At 72.8% G+C, this 19428-nt stretch carries 16 protein-coding genes and 1 pseudogene; 4 read left to right on the top strand and 13 right to left on the bottom strand.

Annotation, left to right across the window (positions count from 1 at the left end):
* Nucleotides 1-16 precede the first annotated feature (16 nt).
* On the bottom strand, nt 17-733 hold the full coding sequence (locus tag SCATT_RS33540; RefSeq protein ID WP_014150890.1) for a TetR/AcrR family transcriptional regulator C-terminal domain-containing protein: 717 nt from the start codon (nt 731-733) through the stop codon (nt 17-19).
* A 97-nt stretch (nt 734-830) separates the two neighbouring features.
* Between SCATT_RS33540 and SCATT_RS33535 the strand changes: the two genes are divergently transcribed.
* The gene (locus SCATT_RS33535) at nt 831-2519 is read left to right on the top strand and encodes a CocE/NonD family hydrolase (RefSeq protein ID WP_014150891.1); all 1689 of its coding nucleotides are present in this window, start codon (nt 831-833) and stop codon (nt 2517-2519) included.
* Nucleotides 2520-2532: 13 nt separating this feature from the next.
* On the opposite strand, the gene SCATT_RS33530 is transcribed toward SCATT_RS33535, so the two are convergent.
* The 11 genes and pseudogenes from SCATT_RS33530 to SCATT_RS33480 all read right to left on the bottom strand — a co-directional run bounded on the left by SCATT_RS33530 (nt 2533) and on the right by SCATT_RS33480 (nt 14745).
* The gene (locus SCATT_RS33530; RefSeq protein ID WP_014150892.1) at nt 2533-3207 is read right to left on the bottom strand and encodes a pyridoxamine 5'-phosphate oxidase family protein; all 675 of its coding nucleotides are present in this window, start codon (nt 3205-3207) and stop codon (nt 2533-2535) included.
* Nucleotides 3208-3347: 140 nt separating this feature from the next.
* Complete coding sequence (locus SCATT_RS33525) at nt 3348-5564, bottom strand: serine/threonine-protein kinase (RefSeq protein ID WP_014150893.1); 2217 nt, start codon at nt 5562-5564, stop codon at nt 3348-3350.
* A 394-nt stretch (nt 5565-5958) separates the two neighbouring features.
* On the bottom strand, nt 5959-7191 hold the full coding sequence (locus tag SCATT_RS33520) for a mannosyltransferase family protein (RefSeq protein ID WP_014150894.1): 1233 nt from the start codon (nt 7189-7191) through the stop codon (nt 5959-5961).
* A gap of 66 nt (nt 7192-7257) precedes the next feature.
* Complete coding sequence (locus SCATT_RS33515; protein ID WP_239013390.1) at nt 7258-7542, bottom strand: hypothetical protein; 285 nt, start codon at nt 7540-7542, stop codon at nt 7258-7260.
* Between the two features lie 128 nt (nt 7543-7670).
* A pseudogene (locus SCATT_RS33510) lies at nt 7671-8189 on the bottom strand (SigE family RNA polymerase sigma factor); the annotation flags it as partial.
* A gap of 151 nt (nt 8190-8340) precedes the next feature.
* Nucleotides 8341-9099: a DeoR/GlpR family DNA-binding transcription regulator gene (locus SCATT_RS33505; protein WP_014627027.1), complete on the bottom strand. Its 759-nt coding sequence runs from the start codon at nt 9097-9099 to the stop codon at nt 8341-8343.
* 89 nt (nt 9100-9188) lie between these two features.
* The gene (gene melA / locus SCATT_RS33500) at nt 9189-10499 is read right to left on the bottom strand and encodes an alpha-glucosidase/alpha-galactosidase (protein ID WP_014150898.1); all 1311 of its coding nucleotides are present in this window, start codon (nt 10497-10499) and stop codon (nt 9189-9191) included.
* Nucleotides 10496-11476 carry a carbohydrate kinase family protein gene (locus SCATT_RS33495; RefSeq protein WP_014150899.1) on the bottom strand — a complete coding sequence of 327 codons (981 nt, stop codon included), beginning with the start codon at nt 11474-11476 and terminating at the stop codon, nt 10496-10498. Before SCATT_RS33495 ends, melA begins: the two co-directional genes overlap by 4 nt.
* A gap of 88 nt (nt 11477-11564) precedes the next feature.
* Nucleotides 11565-12455: a carbohydrate ABC transporter permease gene (locus tag SCATT_RS33490; RefSeq protein ID WP_014150901.1), complete on the bottom strand. Its 891-nt coding sequence runs from the start codon at nt 12453-12455 to the stop codon at nt 11565-11567.
* Entirely contained in the window at nt 12452-13399 is a 948-nt protein-coding gene (locus SCATT_RS33485; RefSeq protein WP_014150902.1) for a carbohydrate ABC transporter permease, read from the bottom strand. Before SCATT_RS33485 ends, SCATT_RS33490 begins: the two co-directional genes overlap by 4 nt.
* Before the next feature lie 11 nt (nt 13400-13410).
* Nucleotides 13411-14745 carry an ABC transporter substrate-binding protein gene (locus SCATT_RS33480; protein WP_014150903.1) on the bottom strand — a complete coding sequence of 445 codons (1335 nt, stop codon included), beginning with the start codon at nt 14743-14745 and terminating at the stop codon, nt 13411-13413.
* A gap of 332 nt (nt 14746-15077) precedes the next feature.
* Here SCATT_RS33480 and SCATT_RS33475 point away from each other — a divergent pair, with 332 nt between their 5' ends.
* The 3 genes from SCATT_RS33475 to SCATT_RS33465 all read left to right on the top strand — a co-directional run bounded on the left by SCATT_RS33475 (nt 15078) and on the right by SCATT_RS33465 (nt 18016).
* Nucleotides 15078-15968 (top strand): SIS domain-containing protein, encoded by an 891-nt coding sequence (locus tag SCATT_RS33475; RefSeq protein ID WP_014150904.1) that lies wholly within the window; start codon nt 15078-15080, stop codon nt 15966-15968.
* 88 nt (nt 15969-16056) lie between these two features.
* Nucleotides 16057-17025: a class II fructose-bisphosphate aldolase gene (locus SCATT_RS33470; RefSeq protein ID WP_014150905.1), complete on the top strand. Its 969-nt coding sequence runs from the start codon at nt 16057-16059 to the stop codon at nt 17023-17025.
* Nucleotides 17026-17116: 91 nt separating this feature from the next.
* On the top strand, nt 17117-18016 hold the full coding sequence (locus SCATT_RS33465; RefSeq protein ID WP_014150906.1) for an endo alpha-1,4 polygalactosaminidase: 900 nt from the start codon (nt 17117-17119) through the stop codon (nt 18014-18016).
* 7 nt (nt 18017-18023) lie between these two features.
* Here SCATT_RS33465 and SCATT_RS33460 read toward each other — a convergent pair whose 3' ends face one another.
* A complete protein-coding gene (locus SCATT_RS33460) occupies nt 18024-19214 on the bottom strand; it encodes a PP2C family protein-serine/threonine phosphatase (RefSeq protein WP_014627025.1) in 1191 nt (396 codons plus the stop codon).
* Between the last annotated feature and the right edge of the window lie 214 nt (nt 19215-19428).

Here is a 19428-nt window from a genome sequence, read left to right as displayed (position 1 = left end):
CGCCGCCCCGGCGGGGTCAGCCGGCGTCGAGGCCGTCGACGAGCCGGCCCAGGAACCGGGCGAACGTGGCTTCCGGGGCGAGGGAGCGGCCGGGCGCGCGGAGGGCTTCGGCGAGTTCCGGGTGGTGGCCGTCGGCGGCGACGGCGGCGAGGTAACGGGTCTCGGCGGCGGCCCGCTCGGGGGAGGACGCGACGGCCGCCTGCGCGATCTCGTACCCGACGTGTCCGGCGACGAACGCGGTGAGCTGGGCGTACACCTCCAGCTTGGCGGCGCCGTCGAGACCGCTGGGCCGCAGGGCGGCGAGCGCGCGCTCCAGGAAGGCGAGGGTGTTGGGGCCGGGGGTGCGGCGGGTGGTCAGGGTCGCCGGCAGCCAGGGGTGACGCAGCATCAGGGCGCGCTGGTGGTGGGCGATGGCCTTGAGGTCGGCGCGCCAGTCGCCGGTGAGCGGTTCGGTGACCGGCAGTTCGCCGCTGACGTGGTCGACCATCAGCTCCAGCAGCGTCTCCTTGTCGGGTGCGTAGCTGTAGAGCGACATCGCGCCGGCGCCGACCCGCGCGGCGACCCGCCGGATCGTGACGGCCTCCAGCCCCTCCGCGTCGGCCAGGGCGACCGCCGCCGCCGTGATCGCCTCGCGGCTGAAGGCGGGCTTGCGGCCCCGGCCGGACCGCGCGGGGCGCAGCCAGAGCTGTTGCGGGTCGACGCCGGTGGCGCCGGACCCCTCGGCACGGGACACGGTCGTCGCACTCCTTCCCCTGATCACTGCGGGCCCTTGCGCAGGCCATCCAACCATCCTCTATTCTCGTACAACGTACCGGAAATGAGGAGGGGGAATGACGACTTCACTCCAGCGGGACACCGCGACGAGCCCGGCGCCGGCACCGAGGGCCGGGAGACCGCCGCTGTCCGCGTGGCTGATGAGGGCGACCTGGCGCGGTCTGCCGGCCGGACGGCACGACGTCGGATGGCACTCGCGCCTGGTGGTCCCGGCGGCCGACGGCACCCCGCTCGTCACCGACCACTACTTCCCGCGCGCCGCGGGCGACTTCCCCACCCTCCTGGTGCGTTCGCCGTACGGCAGGGGCCTGCCATGGTCGCCCATGCTCGGCATCCTCTTCGCCGAGCAGGGCTTCCACGTGGTCGTGCAGAGCTGCCGCGGCACCGGCGGCTCGGGCGGGACGTTCGACCTGTGGCGCAACGAACCGGCCGACGGCCTGGCCACCGTGTCCTGGCTGCGTGAACAGCCCTGGTTCAACGGGGCGCTCGGCACCATCGGCCCCAGCTACCTCGGGTACGCGCAGTGGGCACTGGCCCTGGAGCCGCCGCCGGAGCTGAAGGCCATGGTGGTGCAGGTCGGACTGCACGACCCGCACGCCTTCTTCCACGGCGACGGCGCGTTCGCCCTGGAGAACGCCCTCGCCGTCGGCGCCGCCATGACCTACCAGCACCGGGGACTTCGGCCCTTCCTCCGGGCGACGCTGCGGCTGCGCAAGCGGCTGCGTGCCATCACCACCGCGCGTCCGCTGCGCCGGGCCCACACCGCCGCGTTCGGCGACGACGTGACCTGGCTGGACGGTGCCATGACGCATCCGGACGCCAACGACCCCTACTGGCACGGCGCTTCACCGGCGACGGCGATCGAGCGGCCGAGCGTACCCACCGCCCTGATCACCGGATGGCACGACGTCCTGGCCGGCCAGACCTTCGAGCAGTACGGCAGACTGCGCCGGGCCGGCTGCCGGACCGCCCTGCTCGTCGGCCCCTGGACGCACACCTCGGCGTTGGGGAAAGGCCTGCCGGAGGTCTTCGCCGAGAGCCTCGCGTGGCTGCGCGCCCACCTGTGCGACGACCGCTCCGGCCTGCGCGCGACCACGGCACGGGTGCACGTCGGCGGCGAGAACGCGTGGCGGGACCTCGACGAGTGGCCGCTCTCCCCGGCCACCACACCGTGGTTCCCCACCGCCGACGGACACCTCACCCGGCAGGCGACGGCACCGGACGCGCCCGTCGCCTCCTTCCGCTACGACCCCGACGACCCCACCCCGTCCCTCGGCGGCCCGCTGCTCTCCGCCACCGCCGGCGCCCGCGACAACGCCGCGCTGGAGGCCCGGCCCGACGTCCTCACGTTCACCAGCGCCCCGCTCACCGCAGCCGTGGACGTCCTCGGACCGGTCTCCGCACGCCTGGCCGTCTCCGCCGACACCGGCCACACCGATGTCTTCTCCCGGCTGTGCGACGTGGACCCCGCAGGGCGTTCCGTCAACGTCTGCGACGGACTCGGCCAGTTGAGCACCGGGGACCGGGCGCCGTCCCAGGTCACCGTGGCGATGGGCGCGGCGGCCCACCGCTTCCTGCCCGGCCACCGCATCCGCTGGCAGGTCAGCGGCGGCGCCCACCCCCGTTACGCCCGCAACCCCGGCACCGGCGAACCACGGGCCGAGGCGGTCGACTTCACGGCGGTGCGCGTCACGGTGCACGGGGACTCGGCGCTGCTGCTCCCGGTCCCCGCCGAGGACGGCTGACCGGCGGGGACCGTCAGGACGCGGGCGTGCCCTGCCGTCCGGTGAGGTGCGGCGGGGGTTCGACGCCCGTGGGGAGGGCGGGGTCGGGCTCCAGGTCGCCCCATCGGGCGTGCAGCGGCAGCACCCCCGCCCACAGGCCGAGCCGGGCGTCCGGCCCGTCCCCGTCGTCCGGCGCACCGGTACGGATCTTCACGGACGCCTCGTCGAGGGAGAGCGCCAGCAAGGAGGTGGCGGCGAGCTCCTTGCGGCTCGGCTGCCGGGCGTACCCCCACTGGCCGGGCGCCGCCTGCTCGGTGAGGCAACGCAACCCCGCCAGCTTCTCCTGGGGGTCGGTGACCAGCCGTGGCGTGCCGAACACCATGGCACTGCGGTAGTTGACCCCGTGCTCGAAGACCGACCGGGCCAGCACCAGCCCGTCGACGTGGGTCACCGTGACGCACACGGTCTCCTCCGGCGCGGCGACCACGCTGCGACTGGCCACCGAACCGTGCAGGTACAACGTCGTGCCGTCGCTGCCGTAGACGGTGGGAACGACCAGCACGTCCCCGTCCACCCGGACCCCGAGGTGGCAGACGAACCCGGCGGAGAGTATCGCGTCGAGGTCGGCGCGGTCCTCGCTCCCCTGCTCCCGTAGCCGGCGGTGCCGGGTCCGGTCCGTCTGCGACAGCCGCCGGTCGGAATGGCTCATTGCGGAAACCTCACGTGGAACGATCGGTGGACGTTCCGCCAATGATTCCATCGCGACTGACCATCGCGTCAACGCATTTCGTCGACGAACGATGCGTCGGCCACTGATTCCTCGTTCATCCCCTGAGTGCCGGGCGGCGCTCAGCGGGAAACGGGCGCCCCGCCGTCCACGTAGTAGTGGCCACCGCAGTCGTGATGCGGGAAGTCACCGGCGCGCCAGACGCAGACGGCCGCGTAGTACTTCGGCCCGTCCCAGTACCAGTAAGTGGACTGCTTGCCCGCGCCGTTGAGCACGTGCGTGGTGTCGAGGTTCTGGGTGGACTTCGGATCCGGGACATAACTGCGGAAGAAGTGCATCTGGCACGACTGGCCGGCCGACGCGAGCGTTCCCATGGCGAACCCGCCCGCCGCCGACGTCTTGTAGTCCAGCCACGCCATGCACCCGTTGATCGACGCCAGCGAGCCGGGGATGTAGGCGGGGTCGTCCGTGGGCGCCTTCGGCGCGGGCGCGGCCGGGTTCCTCCCGGCGCCGGAGGACGCGGAAGGGGACGCGGTGGCCGAGGGCGCGCCCGCGCTCGCGGACGCGGAGGCCCCGGCGGACGGAGAGGTGCCCGGCGACGCGGAGGCCGCCGCCCCGCCGGCCAACCCCTCGACGGGGTCGCCCTGCGACGGCTGCGCGGGCGCCTGCGCTCGCGTCCGCCCTCCGGCACCCCCGTCCCCCTCGCCGCCCGACGTCTTCATCAACCCCCACGTCACCCCGCCCCCCACCACGATCACGGCGACCGCGGCGGCCAGCACCACGACGGTACGCCGCTGACGCCGCCCGCCCGCCCTCCCGGCAGGCACTGCCCGCGTCTCCCCCGACGGAGGCCGCCATCCCGCGTCCGCGCCCCCGGCGACGGTGTCGCGCGGCGGACGGGGTTGCGGGGAGGGGAAGGGGGCGGGGGTGCCGGGGTGGGGGTGTCCGGGGTGCGGGTGACCTGGTTGGGGTTGGGGGGTTGCCGGGTGGGGTTGGGCGGCCCAGGGCTGTGGGTGGCCGGTCGCGGCGTGGGGTTGGCCCATGCCGGAGGGGGGTTGGTCCGTCCCGAGGTGCGGTTGGCCCGTCCCTGGCTGGAGTTGTGTGGTCCCGGGCTCGGGATGTGGGGCCCAGGGTTGTGGCTGGTCGGACGCGGTGTCGAACTGGTCGGCTCCGGGCCGGAGTTGTGCGGCGCCGGGCTGCGGTTGGCCGGTCGCCGGCCGCGGCTGGCCCGCCGTGGGCCCGGGTCGCGCGGTCCCGGCCTGCGGGTGGCCGGACTCCGGCCGCAGAGGCCCGAACCCGGGCTGGAACGGTGCCGTACCCGACTGCGCACCCCCGCTCCCGCCCTGCGTGTCACCGGGGCCCGGCCCGTTCTCCACGGGCCGGGCGGGGACCGTTCCCGGCATCGTGCCGTGCGTGCGCGGTGCCTCGGTCGTCCGGTCGGCGGCCTCCGTTCCGGGCGGCGGCCCGAACGATCCGGCCGCCGGCCAGGGGGTGTCCCGGGCCACCGACTCCAGGAGTTCGCGGGCGCGCCGCGCGTCCGGCCGGGCGTGCGGCTCCTTGGCGAGCAGCGCCTTGAGCACCGGGGCGAGCGGACCCGCCGCCCGGGGCTCCGGCAACGGCTCGGTGACGATGGCGGAGAACGTGGACCACGTCGACGTACGGTGGAACGGCGAGTCGCCCTCCACCGCCGCGTAGAGCATCGCGCCGAGCGACCAGATGTCCGAGGCCGGGCCGGGCTGTCGGCCCTGGGCGCGTTCGGGGGCGAGGAAGTCGAGCGAGCCGACGAGTTGGCCGCTCTGGGTCAGGCCGGCCGCCGCGCCGTCCCCGGGGTCGTCCATCGTGGCGATCCCGAAGTCGGTGAGGACCACCCGGCCGCCGCGTTCCAGCAGGACGTTGCCCGGCTTGACGTCGCGGTGGAGCACTCCGGCGGCGTGCGCGGCGCCCAGCGCGTCCGCCACCTTCGCGCCGATGGCGGCGGCCTCGCGCGGTTCGAGGACGCCGCGTCCGGCGAGCACGTCGGCGAGGGAGGGACCGTCCACCAGCTCCATGACGATGATCGGGCGGCCGTCCTCCTCGGCCACGTCGTGGACGGAGACCACGCCCGTGTGCCGGATCCGGGCCGCGGCCCGCGCCTCGCGCTGCATGCGCAGCCGCAGTTCCGCGAGTTCGGCGGCCGAGGCGTCGGCGAAGGTACGCAGCTCCTTGACGGCGACCTCGCGGCCGAGCACCTCGTCCATCGCCCGGCACACCACGCCCATGCCGCCGCGCCCGAGTTGCTCGATCACCCGGTACCGCCCGGCGAGTACCTTGCCGTTCGAACCGCCGCCGGTCCCCGTCACTGCCACCGCTCCCTCCCGGGCCAAGCGCCCGGCCGCCTCGCCTGCCGTCGTCGGCCCCACAGCCTATGGCCTGTTCACGCCGGGCGGGCCCGCCCCCCGCGCGGGGCCGTCGCGGTGGGGGTACGGATGGTGTGTCCGCGTCGTGGCGTCGTGTCCGCGCCGCGGCGTCGCGGCGTCGTGGCCGGGGCGGCGGCGCCGTGTGGGGGCCGCGCGTCGGGTGCGGTGGTGTGAACGGTACGTGGATGACGGGTCGGTGGGCGGGACGCCCGCGGTCAGGGTGGTGCCTGTTTCACCCTGTTCCTGACACCTTCCGCACCCTCAGGACGGGTGCTGGTGGGATTCCCCTGCGTTCCCGTGGTGCCTAACGTCGTAGGTGACGGCAGCGCTCCCGACGTCAGCCGGCCCACCGTCCCGACAGGAAGGTGACGGCGACGACGGTCGTCAGGGGGGCGGCGAGGCAGAGGTAGACGGCCTTGACCTGGGGTCTGCGCAGGCTCCAGGCAGCGAGGCCGATCCACAGCGGCCACCACAGCAGGGTGGCGCGCGGGATGGACATGAACCAGTAGGAGGTGGTCAGTGCCCACATGCTGACGGCGATGTAGACGGCCTCGGCCCAGCGGCGCCGCCGCAGCAGGACGACGAGCAGGAGGAGTCCGACGAGCGCCGCGAGGAGTTCGGCGCGGAACATGATGGCGTACCCGGTGGCCTGGGAGCCCTCGAAGGCGGCGCGCCAGGTGTTGGCCCAGGCGTCCCAAGGGGTGTGGAAGGTGCGGTACCACCCGCGTTCCTGGGCATGTTTCCAGGCCATCCAGTCGCCGGTGTGCGCGTGCAGGTACCAGCTGTAGAGCGCCGCGGGGACGGCGGGCAGCGCCAGCCATGGCAGCGGACGCCAGTGCGCGCGGGCGCGGGCGGTGACGAGGAAGTGCACGGCGATGGCGGCGGCGACGAAGAGCCCGCTGACGCGCACGGTGGTGGCGAGCGCCGTGAGCGTGGCCGCGAGGGCCCACTTGTACCGCTGGGCCGCGAGCCAGGCGGGCAGCCCGAACGCGAGGAAGAGCGCCTCGGTGTAGCCGACGGCCAGGAAGATCGCGCACGGCGAGAGGAGGAAGAACAGCACGGCGCGCCGGCCCGCGTCGGTGCCGGGCAGGTGGAGCCGGGCGATCCGGGCCAACGCCAGGACGGCGACGGCCCCGGCGACCAGGGAGATCAGCAGCCCGGCCGCGGTCCAGTCCGGGACGACGGTGTGCACGGCACGCAGCAGGAAGGGGAAGCCGGGGAAGAACGCTTCGCGGTTGTCCCAGCCGGGCAGCCACGGGCCGGTCCGCGCGGGGAAGTAGCCGTCCCGCGCGATGTGCAGATAGTGCTCCCAGTCCCACTGCTGGAAGGGGGCGAGGAGGGAGGTGGCGCGGTGGGAGTCGGCGTCGCCGGGGAAGAGGTAACGGACGCCGTACGCGGTGACCCAGATGGATATCCGGGTGAGCAGATACAGCCCCAGCACCGCGCGGTCGGCCGGGTCGAGGCGGGCGGCGAGGCGTCCCGCGAGGGCGATGCGGGGCCGGGGCGGCGGATGCTGTGCGGAGGGTCTCGCCGACTCGGGCGGACGGTGACGCAGCTCGGAGGAAGGCATGGGTGTGGACGGATCTTTCGGGCGCGGGCGGATGTCCGGGCAGGCACGGTGGCGGTGCGGAACGGATCAGGGCGAGGAGGGGGAGGTGCGGGTCGGATAGCTGGGGGGCTGCGTGGTGGGCGGATATGTCGATTCGAGGGATCCCCCGCTCGGCATCGTGGGGGCGCCGAGGGTGGTCCGGCCGGGCAACGGGAGGTCCCGCATCGGCGGCGGGCTGGTCGAGGAGGGGCCGAGGCGGAGGGACGGGGGGCCGGCCGGGGCGACGGTCACAGGGCGCCCCGGCAGCAAGGCGGCCACGGCGGTGCCGCCGGCGGCGATCACCAGGCAGGCACCCGCCGCCAGCACGGCCATCCGGCGGCGGTACGCCCGACGTCCGCGGGCGGCGATCCGTGCCACCGGTGGCGCGGCGGCGCGCGCCTGCCCCACGGCGCCGGCCTGGTGGAACAGGGACCGCAGGGGATCCTGGGGCTCAGACATCGGGGGGCCTCCTCGATGCGCGGGTCGTGCAGGCGGTCGGCGAGCGCGGTCCGTCCGCGGGCCAGGTGTGTCTTGACGGTGCTGGCGGACAGGCCCGTCTCACCGGCGATCTGCTCGACGGTGAGGTCGCACAGGTAGTGCAGGGTGAGCGTGCGGCGCTGCTGGGCGGGGAGTCCGCGCAACGCGTCCACCAGCGCCACCCGTTCCGGGCCGGGCGCCTCGACGTGGAGCGGCGGTGCACCGCTGCGCTTCCAGGCGTCAGCCGTGCGCCGCCGGAACCGCCACCGGCTCACCGCGAGCCGCCAGGCGACGGTACGGATCCACGCCTCGGGCTGGCCGTCCCGCTGGAGGCGGCGTCGCCGGCTCCAGCCCCTGACGAACGCTTCCTGCACGACGTCCTGCGCCTCGTGCAGGTCGCCGAGCATGACGTACAGCTGTCCCGTGAGACGAGCGACCGTCTGGGCGTAGAACTCTTCGAACTCCTCGACGGTCAACAGCCACTCCCGGATCTCTTCCTTCATCCGGGTATACGCCCGGCGCGGGGCATCCGGTCGACACCGGTCGCGAGGAATCGCTGTGACGGTCGTCACGCCGGTCGGCGGGGTGGGTGCGATGCGCGGCGCCCGCCCCCGGCCGCGCGGGGCGGCCGGGGGCGGGGAAGAGGCGGGTGGGTCAGGTGGCGATGACGTCGATGCCCATGGTGCGCAGCGCCTCCAGCTGGGCCGGGTCGGCGCCGTCGTCGGTCACCAGGGTGTCGATCTCGTTCAGCGGGCAGATGCGGGCGAAGGTGGCCTTGCCGATCTTGGAGCTGTCGGCCACGACGACGGTGCGGTCGCTGTTGCTCAGGAACGCGCGGTCGGTGTGGGCCTCCATCTCGTCGTGGGTGGTGCATCCCTGGCCGGGGCTGAGTCCGTCGACGCCGATGAAGCTGATGTCGATGTGGTAGTTGGCCAGGGTGCGTTCGGCGATGGGGCCGACGAGTTCGTAGCTCTGTGAGCGGGCGTTGCCGCCGATCACCACGAGGTGGATGTCGCGCCGCATGACCAGGTCGGCGGCGATGTTGACGGCGTTGGTCACCACGGTGATGCCGGTGCGGTCGCTCAGGGCCCTGGCGACCTCGGTCACCGTGGTGCCTCCGGTCATCCCGACGACCGCCCCGTCGGGGACGAGGGCGGCGGCCTTGGCGGCGATCCGGCTCTTCTCGGCCTGGCGGGTGCCGAGCCGGTGCCGGACCGGGAGTTCCAGACTGAGGGCTCCGGTCACCGCGCCGCCGTGGGTGCGTCGCACCAGACCCTGCTCGTGCAGGACGTGCAGGTCACGGCGGACGGTGGCGCTGGAGACCTGGAGGAGATCAGCCAGCTCGTGCACGTTCGCGCTGCCTTCAGTGGCCACGTGTTCGAGGAGACGGGCTAGTCGATCAGCTTTGAGCATGTTGCCAGTCTAGAACGTGCGCGAGCGAGCATCACTCGCGCAAAGAGGGACAATTGCCATGGTGGGACGGGGGGTGGCCCGGGGGTGGCTCAATGGCCCAGCACCGCGCGCAGCCCCGGCTGGAGCCGCTCGCCGTGGGCACGCACCATCGCGTCGCACAACTCCCAGATCTGCTCCACGGTCAGCGTGGCGGCGGTCGCCGGGTCCGCCATGGCGGCGTGCCTGATGTGCCGCGGGTCGTCCTCCACCGCCGCCCGCACCACCAGGTCGGTCACCCCGAGGTAGTTGCGGTTGAGCGCGGCACACTGCGGGGGCAGCGAGCCGACCCGGGTCGGCTGGACGCCGAGCGAGTCGACCAGGCACGGCACCTCCACCACGCCGTCCGACGGCAGGTTGTCCACCAGACCGCGGTTGGGCACGTTGCCGTAGACGGTGCGCGGGGTGCCGGTGACGATGCTGTGGATGATCTGCGGGGCGTACTCCATGCTGCCTTCGACCGGCAGCGGGTGGCCGGCGTCGAGCGCGTCACGGGTCGCGTGGTACTGGGCGAGGTTCTCCTCGACGATGCGCAGGTACTCCCCGATCGGCAGCCGCAGCCGTTCCACCTCGCTGTCGTGGTGGAGGTACCACGGGACATACTCGGAGGAGTGCTCGCTGGTCTCGGTGGGGTAGTGGCCGAGCCGGCGGTACATGTCGACCCGTACCCGGCGGCGCAGTTCCGGGTCCTTCTCGATGGCCTGGTCCAGCAGCGGGTAGAGGTCCTGCCCGGCCCTTTCGAAACGCAGCACCCACGACTGGTGGTTGACCCCGGCGGCGAGGTAGGAGACCTCCTCGAAGGGTACGCCGACCAGCGCGGACAGGTCGTGCATCGTCCAGTACACCGAGTGGCACAGTCCGACCACCCGGCGCAGCGGGGTGGCCGCGGTCAGGTAGCCGACGTTCATCACCATCGGGTTGGTGTAGTTCAGCAGCCAGGCGTCCGGGCAGACCTCGGCCATGTCGTGGCCGAGCCCGTGCAGCAGCGGGAAGGTGCGCAGCGCGCGGAAGATGCCTCCGACGCCGAGGGTGTCGCCGATGGTCTGGCGCAGCCCGAAGGAGGCGGGGATCTCGAAGTCGGTGCGGGTGGCCTCGTTCATGCCGACCTGCACCATGTTGACGACGAAGTCGGCACCGTCGAGCGCCGCCCGCCGGTCCAGGTGGGCGGTGATCACCGGCTTGACGCCGCGGGACTCGGCGATGCGGCGGGCGGCGGCCTCGGCCGTGCTGAGGCGTTCGGCGTCGATGTCGTGCAACGCGACGTGGCAGCCGCCGAGTTCGGGGAAGGCGAAGATGTCGGCGAGCAGTCCTTGGGTGAAGACGACGCTGCCGGCCCCGATGAAGGTGATCTTCGGGTGGGTCATGCGGTTTTCCTTCCGGTGGTGTCGGCGGCCAGTGCCGCCTCGGCCCAGTCGGCCTGCGCTGTGGTGCCACCGGCGGCGCGGGTGGACAGCGACCCGCAGGCGGTGGCGAAGGCGAGCGCGCGCGGCAGGCCCAGACCGCGCAGCATCGCCGCGATGAAACCGGCGTCGAAGCTGTCCCCGGCGCCGACGGTGTCCACCGGCTCGATCCGGTCGGCGGGGGTACGGATCGGCCCGGTGCCGTCGTCCGCCAGCGCCCCGTCGGCCCCGTCCTTGATGACGACGAGCGGGCCGCGCCGGGTCAGTTCGCGGGAGACCTCCGCCAGGTCAGCAGGGGCGTCCTGTCCCGTCACACCGCGCAGCGAGCCGGCGATGGCCCGGGCCTCGGCCGCGTTGGGCAGCAGCACGTCGGTGACCTCCAGCAGCGCACGCAGCAGCAACGGGTCCCAACGGCCGCTGGGATCGTCGTTGGTGTCCAGCGAGGTGGTCGCGCCGTGCTCCCGCGCGGTGCGGAAGAGCCCGGCCAGCGCGCCGGCCAGGTGCGGCATGAGGAAGAGCGAGGCGGCGTGCACATGGCGGCAGTCGGCGACCAGTGCGGGCGGCACGTCCTGCGGCCCGGTGGCCAGCAGGCAGCCCGGCGCGGTGAGGATGGCCCGGTCGGCACCGCGGGTCACGATGGTGGTCAGCGGTGTCGGCAGCGACGGGTCGACGGTGAGCGCGCTGACGTCGACGCCGCGTTCGACGAGGCGTTCCCGGACGAACGCGCCGGCGGCGTCGTCACCGACCCGGCCGACGAACGCCACCCGCAGCCCGAGCCGGGCGGCACCGCAGGCCATGATGGCGGCCGATCCGCCGAGCAGCAGACTGCCGGAGTCGACGAGTTGTTCCCGCTGCCCGAAGGCGAGTTCACCGGACAGCGGGCCGACGACGACATCAGGGTTGACGTCGCCTACCACGAGGAGGTCGAAGGCTGGGGACATGGTGTCTTCTCTCACGGCGGTATCGGGCGGACGGCGGTGTCGGACGGGAAGGCGGTGTCGGACAGGGCGGCGGTGCCGGGCGGGCCGGCTACCCCTTGAGCCCGGTGGTGGTCAGCGACTGGATGAACGCCTTCTGCGCCAGCAGGAAGGCCAGCAGGACCGGCAGCACGGTGATGACGTTCCCGGCCATCACCGCGGCCCACTGGGTGTGGTGCTGGCCCTGGAACGTGGTCAGCCCGAGTTGCAGGGTGTACTGGGTGTCGTGGTTGACCGCGATCAGCGGCCAGGTCAGGTCGTTCCAGGTGCTCAGGAACGTCAGCACCGCCACCGTGCTCAGCGCCGGGCGGGCCAGCGGCAGGATCACCGAGACCAGCACCCGCAGCCGCGAGCACCCGTCGATCCAGGCGGCCTCCTCCAGCTCACGCGGGAGCGACTGGAAGAACTGGCGCAGCAGGAAGACGGAGAACGGTGTCACCAGGGACGGGACGATCAGGGCGCCGAGGGTGTCGATCAGCCCGAACTGCTTCATCACCAGGAACGTCGGGATCATGGTGAGCTGGAACGGCACCGCCATGGTGGCGAGCATCAGACCCATCAGCGCCCGGGAGCCGAAGAACCGCATCCGCGCGAAGGCGTATCCGCCCAGCGAGCCGAGCACCAGGTTGCCCAGGACCGCGACCGCCGAGACGATCAGGGAGTTGGCGAACCAGCGCGGGAACATCGCGTTGCCCAGCACGTAGCGGTAGCCGCCGAGGTGGAGGCCGTGCGGGAAGAGCGCCGGCGGGAACCGGTTGATCTCCGAGTTGCTCATGAACGAGCTGAGCACCAGCCACAGCAACGGGACGGCGAAGCCCAGCGAGAGCGGCGCCAGCAGCAGGTGCCACGGGCTGAACGGCAGCTTGAAGCGGCGCCGGCCGGGCGCCGGCACGTCGGTGGCGGCGGCCCGCCGCGTCACGGAACGCACGGTCTGGACGGTCATCGGGTGGCTCCTTCGGCCCGGTTGCGCAGCCGCTGGAACAGGTGCAGCAGGCCGCCGACCACGAACAGCGCGGCTGCCAGGACGTAGGCCGCGGCGGCTCCGTAGCCCGCGGTGAACGCCTGGAACGCCTGCTGCCACACGAAGTAGACGACGACCGTGGTCGACTGCAGCGGGCCGCCCTTGGTGGTCACGTACACCAGGTCGAAGACCTGGAGCGATTGGATGAGCTGCCACAGGACCAGGAAGACGGTGACCGGGGTGATGGCCGGCCAGGTGACGTGGCGCAGGATGGTGGGTCCGCGGGCCCCGTCCAGCCTGGCAGCCTCCACGAGTTCGGCGGGCACGTCCTGGAGGGCGGCGAGGTAGATGACGATGCAGAAGCCCGTGCCGCTCCACAGCGAGATGGCGACCAGCAGGTAGAGCGCCTGGTGCGGGCTGCCGAAGAACCCTTGGGCGGGCAGACCGAGCCGGTGCAGCAGGGAGTTGGCGGCGCCGAACTGCGGATCGAGGATGAAGGAGAACAGCACGCCCTGGGCGGCGGCGGAGATGACGAAGGGGACGAACATCAGCGTGCGGTAGACGCCGATCAGCCGGATGCGGCGGTTGAGCGCGAGGGCGATCGCCAGCCCCACCACGATGCTCAGCGGGACGTAGAGCGCGGTGTACACCAGGGTGTGCTCCACCGCCTGGTGGAAGTTGGGGTCGGAGACCAGCGCCCGGTAGTTGTCCAGCCCCACCCAGCGGCTGGGGGTGACCAGGTCGTCGGCCTTGAAGGAGAGCAGCATCGACCAGATGATGGGGACGACGCCGAGACCGATGATGATCAGGACCGAGGGGCTGAGGAAGGCCCAGGCGGTGGCCGACTCCCGGCGGGCCCGGCGCCGGTTGGCGGCGGCCGTGACCACCTCGGGCCGGGGGGCGAACGACCGGGGGCGTTGGGACACGGTTGTCCTCCTCATCTCGGTATCCGCAGGGCCGCGTTGGCGGTCGAGGCGCAGGCCCGGATGGCCTGGGCCGGGGTGCGGCTGCCGATCAGCACGGAGATGATCGCCTGGCCGAGCGCCTGGGATATCTGCGGGTAGGCCGGTATGACCGGGCGTACCCGGGCGGTGTCGAGTGCCTTGGTGAACACCTCCAGGCCCGTCGTCCTCTCCACCTCGCGCAGCCAGGCGGGCCGGGCGGCGCTGATCCGGCTGAGCGGCAGGGTGCCGGCCGTGAGGTCCAGGCGTACGTCCTGGTCGGGCTGGATGAGCCAGCTGACGAACTCCTTGGCGGCCCGGGAACGGGCCGGACCGTTGTCGAAGATCGTCCAGGTGTCGGGGCCGGAGATGGTCAGCGGACGTCCGCTGTAGGTGGGCAGCGGTACGACGCCGTAGTCGACCTTGGCGTCGATGATGTCGGGGAGCTTCCACGGGCCGGTGGCCACCATGGCGAGCCGGCCGCCGGTGAAGACCTGGTACATCAGCTCGCCGCCGGGTTTGGAGTCGATGTAGACGCAGTGGTCGCGGGTGAGGTCGGCGAGGGTCTGCAGGGCGCGGACGCCTTGGTCGGCGAAGCCGATGCTGCGTCCGTCGGGGCCGACGATCTCCCCGCCGAGGTCCCAGATCATCGGCCACAGCCGCCAGGTGGTGTCCTCGTCGCCGGCCCCCGGCCAGCCGGTGCCGAAGACACCGTGCCCGGGGTCGGTGAGCCGGCGGGCGGTCTCCACGAACTCGTCCCAGGTCCAGCCCGCCTTGGGGTAAGGGACGCCGGCCTGCCGGAAGAGCTTCTTGTTGTAGACGACGGCGAGCGAGTCGATCAGCGCGGGCAGGGCGCGGACGTGCTTGTTGACGGTGACCGCCTCGCGGGCGGCCGGCCAGTACTGCTGCCAGGGGGTGGCGCCGTGCCCGGTCCATGAGGTGAGGTCGACCACCTGTGGGCTGCGGGCGATGTTGGGCAGGTCGGAGCCGTAGATGTAGGCGACGTCCGGGTAGGCGCCGGCCGCGAGCGCGGCGGTGACCTTCTGCAGCATGTCGTCGGCGACCGCCCCTCCCCCGCCGGCGTCGACGCGGATCTTCGGGTGGGTGCGGTTGAATTCGCGCACCATCGCCTCGACGGCCACCTTGGAGGAGTCGACCTGGCCGTGCCACAGCTCGATGGTGACCCGGCCGTCCGGGCCCACCCCGTCGTCCATGGCGGCGGAGCAGCCGCTCACCGTGGCGGTCAGCCCCGCCGCGACGGCGGCGGAAGCGCCGAGACGCAGCACGTCGCGCCGCGCGGGTCCAACGGGTGCACCTCGCGTATGGGCCATGGGCGGACTCCTTGCAGACCGTCGGGGAGGTCGCGCGCGGTGGGGCGCGAAGACGCCGGGCCGGGCGGGCGGCGGCAGCCCCTCCGCGTCGCGGCCGACTGATCGAGGTTGATCGGATGGCCGTATGTCTAGCAAATGAACTGCTCAATAACAAGCATTCGATTGAGAGCTTCCGGCAACCGTCTGTTGTTTTCACGGCTTGCGTCCGGGCTGTCACCCGACGGGAGAGATCCGCTACGCCGCGACCACTGCCCTGCGTTGCTCATCTCTGCTACGTTGACGCGCAAAGTTGAGCACAAGTGAGCAGCCCGTGCAGTAGAAGGAGTCATCCCATGTCCCGCACCGCCCAGGAGATCGCGTCCCAGCCCGAGTGCTGGCGACGGGTACTCGACGAACTGCCGAAGCACGCACCGGCGCTGCCCGCACCCGGTGAGCGGGTCGCGGTGATCGGCTGCGGCACCTCGTGGTTCATGGCCCAGTCGTACGCGGCGCTGCGTGAGGCGGCCGGCGCCGGCCACACCGAGGCGTTCCCGGCGTCCCAGCCGCTGCCGTCCTCCCGCACTTTCGACCGGGTGGTCGCGCTGACCCGTTCCGGCACCACCACCGAGGTGATCGACGCCCTGGAGAAGGTCCAGGGCAACGCGCGCACCACCGTCATCACCGCGGTCACCGGCTCGCCCGCCGCCCGGTTCGCCGACGACGTGGTGGAACTGACCTACGCCGACGAGCAGTCCGTGGTGCAGACCCGCTTCCCCACCACCCAGCTCGTGCTGCTCCGCGCCCACCTCGGCGAGGACCTGTCGGCGGCCGTGGCCGACGCCGAGTTCGCGGTACGGGACGAACTCGACCCGATGCTCTGCTCGGCCGGCCAGATCACCTTCCTCGGCGAGGGATGGGCGGGCGGGGTCGCGCTGGAGGCCGCGTTGAAGGTCCGCGAGGCCGCCGCCTGGTGGACCGAGGCGTACCCGCCCATGGAATACCGGCACGGGCCGATCGGCGTCGCCGCGGCGGGGCGCGCGGTGTGGAGCTTCGGCCCACTCCCGGAGGGCCTGGACCGGCAGATCCTGCGCACCGGCGCCCACTTGGTGGTCGGCACCCTGGACCCGCTGGCCGAGCTGATCAAGGCGCAGCGGGTCGCGGTCGAACTGGCCCGTTCCGTCGACCGGGACGTCGACAACCCGCCGAACCTCACCCGCTCGGTGATCCTGGAGAGCGCCGAGTGACGCCCGCGCCCGACGCGGCCGGCCCCACCCGCCACCGTGTCCGTCCGGGGCGCCCTCCCCGGCCGGACGCCCACCATGAGGAGTCCTCATGCCCCTGATCCCGACCGCGACGATCGTCTCCGCCGCGGTACGCGACGGCCACGGCGCCGGTGCCTTCAACGTGGCGTTGCTGGAGCAGGCCGAGGCGGTGCTGGCCGGTGCCGCCCGGGCCGGCTCGGCGGTGATCGTGCAGATCAGCGAGAACGCCGTGCGGTACCACGGGGCGCTGGCGCCGCTGGCCGAGGCGGTGCTGGCGGCGGCCGAGGCGGGCCCGGCCCCCGCCGCGCTCCACCTGGACCACGCCACCGACACCGAGCTGGTCAAGGAGGCCGTGGCGCTGGGGTTCAGCTCGGTGATGTACGACGGCTCGCGGCTGCCGTGGCGGGAGAACATGGAGACCACCCGGGAGATCACCGCGTGGTGCCAGGAGCGCGGGGTGTGGGTGGAGGCCGAACTCGGGGAGATCGGCGGGAAGGACGGCGCGCACGCACCCGGGGTGCGCACCGACCCCGACGAGGCGCCGCGGTTCGTCTCCGGCACCGGGGTCGACGCGCTCGCCGTCGCGGTCGGCTCCTCGCACGCCATGACCTCGCGCGACGCCGTACTGGACCTGGAGCTGATCGCCACCCTCGGCTCCGTGGTGCCCGTTCCGCTGGTGCTGCACGGCTCCTCCGGGGTGCCGGACGCGATGATCGCCGACGCGGTGCGCAACGGCATGACCAAGGTCAACCTCTCCACCCACCTCAACCGCGTCTTCTCCGCCGCCGTGCGCGCCGCGCTGGCGGACGCGCCCGCCATGGTCGATCCGCGCCGCTACCTGGCACCGGCGCGGGCGGCGATGGACGAGGAGGTGGCCCGGATCCTCGGTGTGCTGGGGGCCGCCGGCAGCGCCGACGCGCTGCTGCGACGTGAAGGCAGAGTTTCCTGTCCGTCCGGACACCACACGTCGACGCGGGGCCCGCACCACGGCACCATCACCGGGGAAGCCGCCCGCCGACGCTCCGGCGCCCTCGACTGAACCCACCCCCCAGGCCCGTACCCGTGGCGGTTTCCGCCCCGTGGTGCGTGCGCGCTCGCGCGCGCTCGTCCCGACCCATCGGAGGTATCCCATGTCCGTTTCCCGTCGTACCGGCCGGCTGCTGACCGCGGGCGCCACCGCGGCCCTGCTGGCGATATCGCTGGCCCCGCACGCGTCGGCGGCCACCCCGGCCATGCCCAAGCCCGTCGCCTGCGCGGGGTGTTGGCACCCCGACGTGAAGACATCGTGGGACTGGGTGCTGCGCTCGGTGCCCACCACGTTCCGCAAGGTCGACATGTACGACGTCGACGGCTTCAACACCCCGGCGGACACGGTCGCCAAGCTGCACGCCCAGGGCACCAAGGCGGTCTGCTACATCTCGGCCGGCTCCTACGAGGACTGGCGTCCGGACGCCAAGCAGTTCCCCGCCGCCGTACTGGGCAACTCCAACGGCTGGAAGGGGGAGAAGTGGCTTGACGTCCGGGAGATCCAGAAGTCCGACAGCGCGCTGCGCAAGATCATGGACGCCCGGCTGGACATGTGCCGGCAGAAGGGGTTCGACGCGGTCGAGCTGGACAACATCGACGGGTACGCCAACAACACCTCGTTCAAGATCACCAAGGACGACCAGCTCTACTTCAACAGCACGCTCGCCAACGACACCCACCAGCGCGGCATGAGCGTGCTCCAGAAGAACGACAACGAGCAGATCCCCAAGCTCCTGCCGTACTTCGACGCCGCCCTCAACGAGGAATGCAACCAGTTCTCCGAGTGCACCACCGACGACAACGGCGCCTACGGACTCGACCAGTACGTGAACGCCGGCAAGCCGGTCTTCAACGCCGAGTACCAGGGCGACCACGTCGACAACGACCCCTCCAAGCCGCTGATGACCCCGTCGCTGTTCTGCCCCAAGGACAACGCCAACGACTTCAACGGTGTCTTCTTCGCCAAGGACCTCGACAACTCGGTCTACCAGGCGTGTCGCTGACAAAACGTCAGTTCTGACCGGCCGGGCGGTCCCCGTGAGGGTGCGGTGGGCCGCCCGGCTCCTCGGGGAGCCGGTAGGCGGCGAGAGCGGCGGTGTCGTCGTCCAGCCTGGCCTCGCTGTAGGTGAGCAGGTCCTCGTGGAGGCGGTCGAGGAGTTCCCGGGGCGGCAGGGCGGTCCACCGGCCGACGCGTTCCAGCAGGGGATAGAAGGCACCGGCGCGGTCGCGGGTCTCGGTCACGCCGTCGGTGTACAGCAGCAGTTGGTCGCCGGCCCGGAACGGCTCGGTGTCCACCTGGTAGTCGTCGCCGAAGAGGACGCCGAGGTTGAGGGGCGGCGCGGGGTCGGTCGAATGCAGTTCGGTGACCGATCCGCCGCTGATGAGCAGGGGCGGCGGGTGACCGCAGTTGACGATGCGCACCACGGGTTCGTCGTCGGGGACCTCGGCGAAGACCGCGGTGACGAAGCGTTCGGCGACATCGCTGCCGGGCAGTTGGGCGGCCCTGCGGCGCATGCTGCGCTCGGCCCGGTGGGCGACCCGGGCCAGGTCGGGCTCGTCGTGGGCGGCCTCCCGGAAGGCACCGAGCAGCAGCGCGGCCGTCTCCACCGCGACCAGCCCCTTGCCCCGCACGTCACCGATGAGCAGGCGTACCCCGTACGCGGTGGGCACCGCCTCGTACAGGTCGCCGCCGATCCGCGCCTCGGCGGCGGCCGACAGGTAGAGCGTCTCCACGGCGATCCGGCCGAGGCGGCCCGGTACCGGACGCAGCAGTACGCGCTGCGCGGTCTCGGCGACGGAGCGCACGGTGGCCAGGGTGCGTTCCCGGCGTTCCTGGTGGGCGGCGAGGATGGTGCCGAGCACGCCGACCAGGGCGGTGGAGATGTAGGCGGCCACGTAGTGGCGCTCGCCCACGTACCCCACCGAGCGGCCGGCGCAGCACGGGGTGCCGGCCAGCAGGGCCTGGAAGCCGATGGCGAAGAGGGTGAGGGCGGCGACCGTGACCGGCCCGTGGGCGAAGGCCGCCGCCACCGGGAGGGCGATGAGCAGGAAGCTGACCGGCCACTGCACCGGGGTGACCGGTTCCAGCGCCAGCACCGCGGCGACGTAGAGCGCCGGCAGCCAGCGGATCCAGGCGGGCCGGGCCGGCGCCCCGATGCCCGGACCGGCCGCCCCGTCGACCCGCCGCCCGGGCCACCTCACCACCGGCTCCGACGGCGGCACGGCGACGCGGGCGGGTCCCCCGGACGGCCGGGCGGGGACACCGTGGGACGCCCTGGGCCCCCGGGGGAGCCCTCGTGGATCCGCTGACACGTCCTGGACACAAGAACTCCCGGCGGGGCTTGGTCGATGCGCTCAGCGTAATGCGGCCGGGGGCCCGCACCGGCCATTGCTCCAGCCTGGGCATGTCAGATCC

The organism is Streptantibioticus cattleyicolor NRRL 8057 = DSM 46488 (genome assembly GCF_000240165.1).
Lineage (GTDB): Bacteria > Actinomycetota > Actinomycetes > Streptomycetales > Streptomycetaceae > Streptantibioticus > Streptantibioticus cattleyicolor.
Note: the sequence above shows the minus strand (reverse complement) of the source record. Positions and strands in the feature narration are given on the sequence as shown.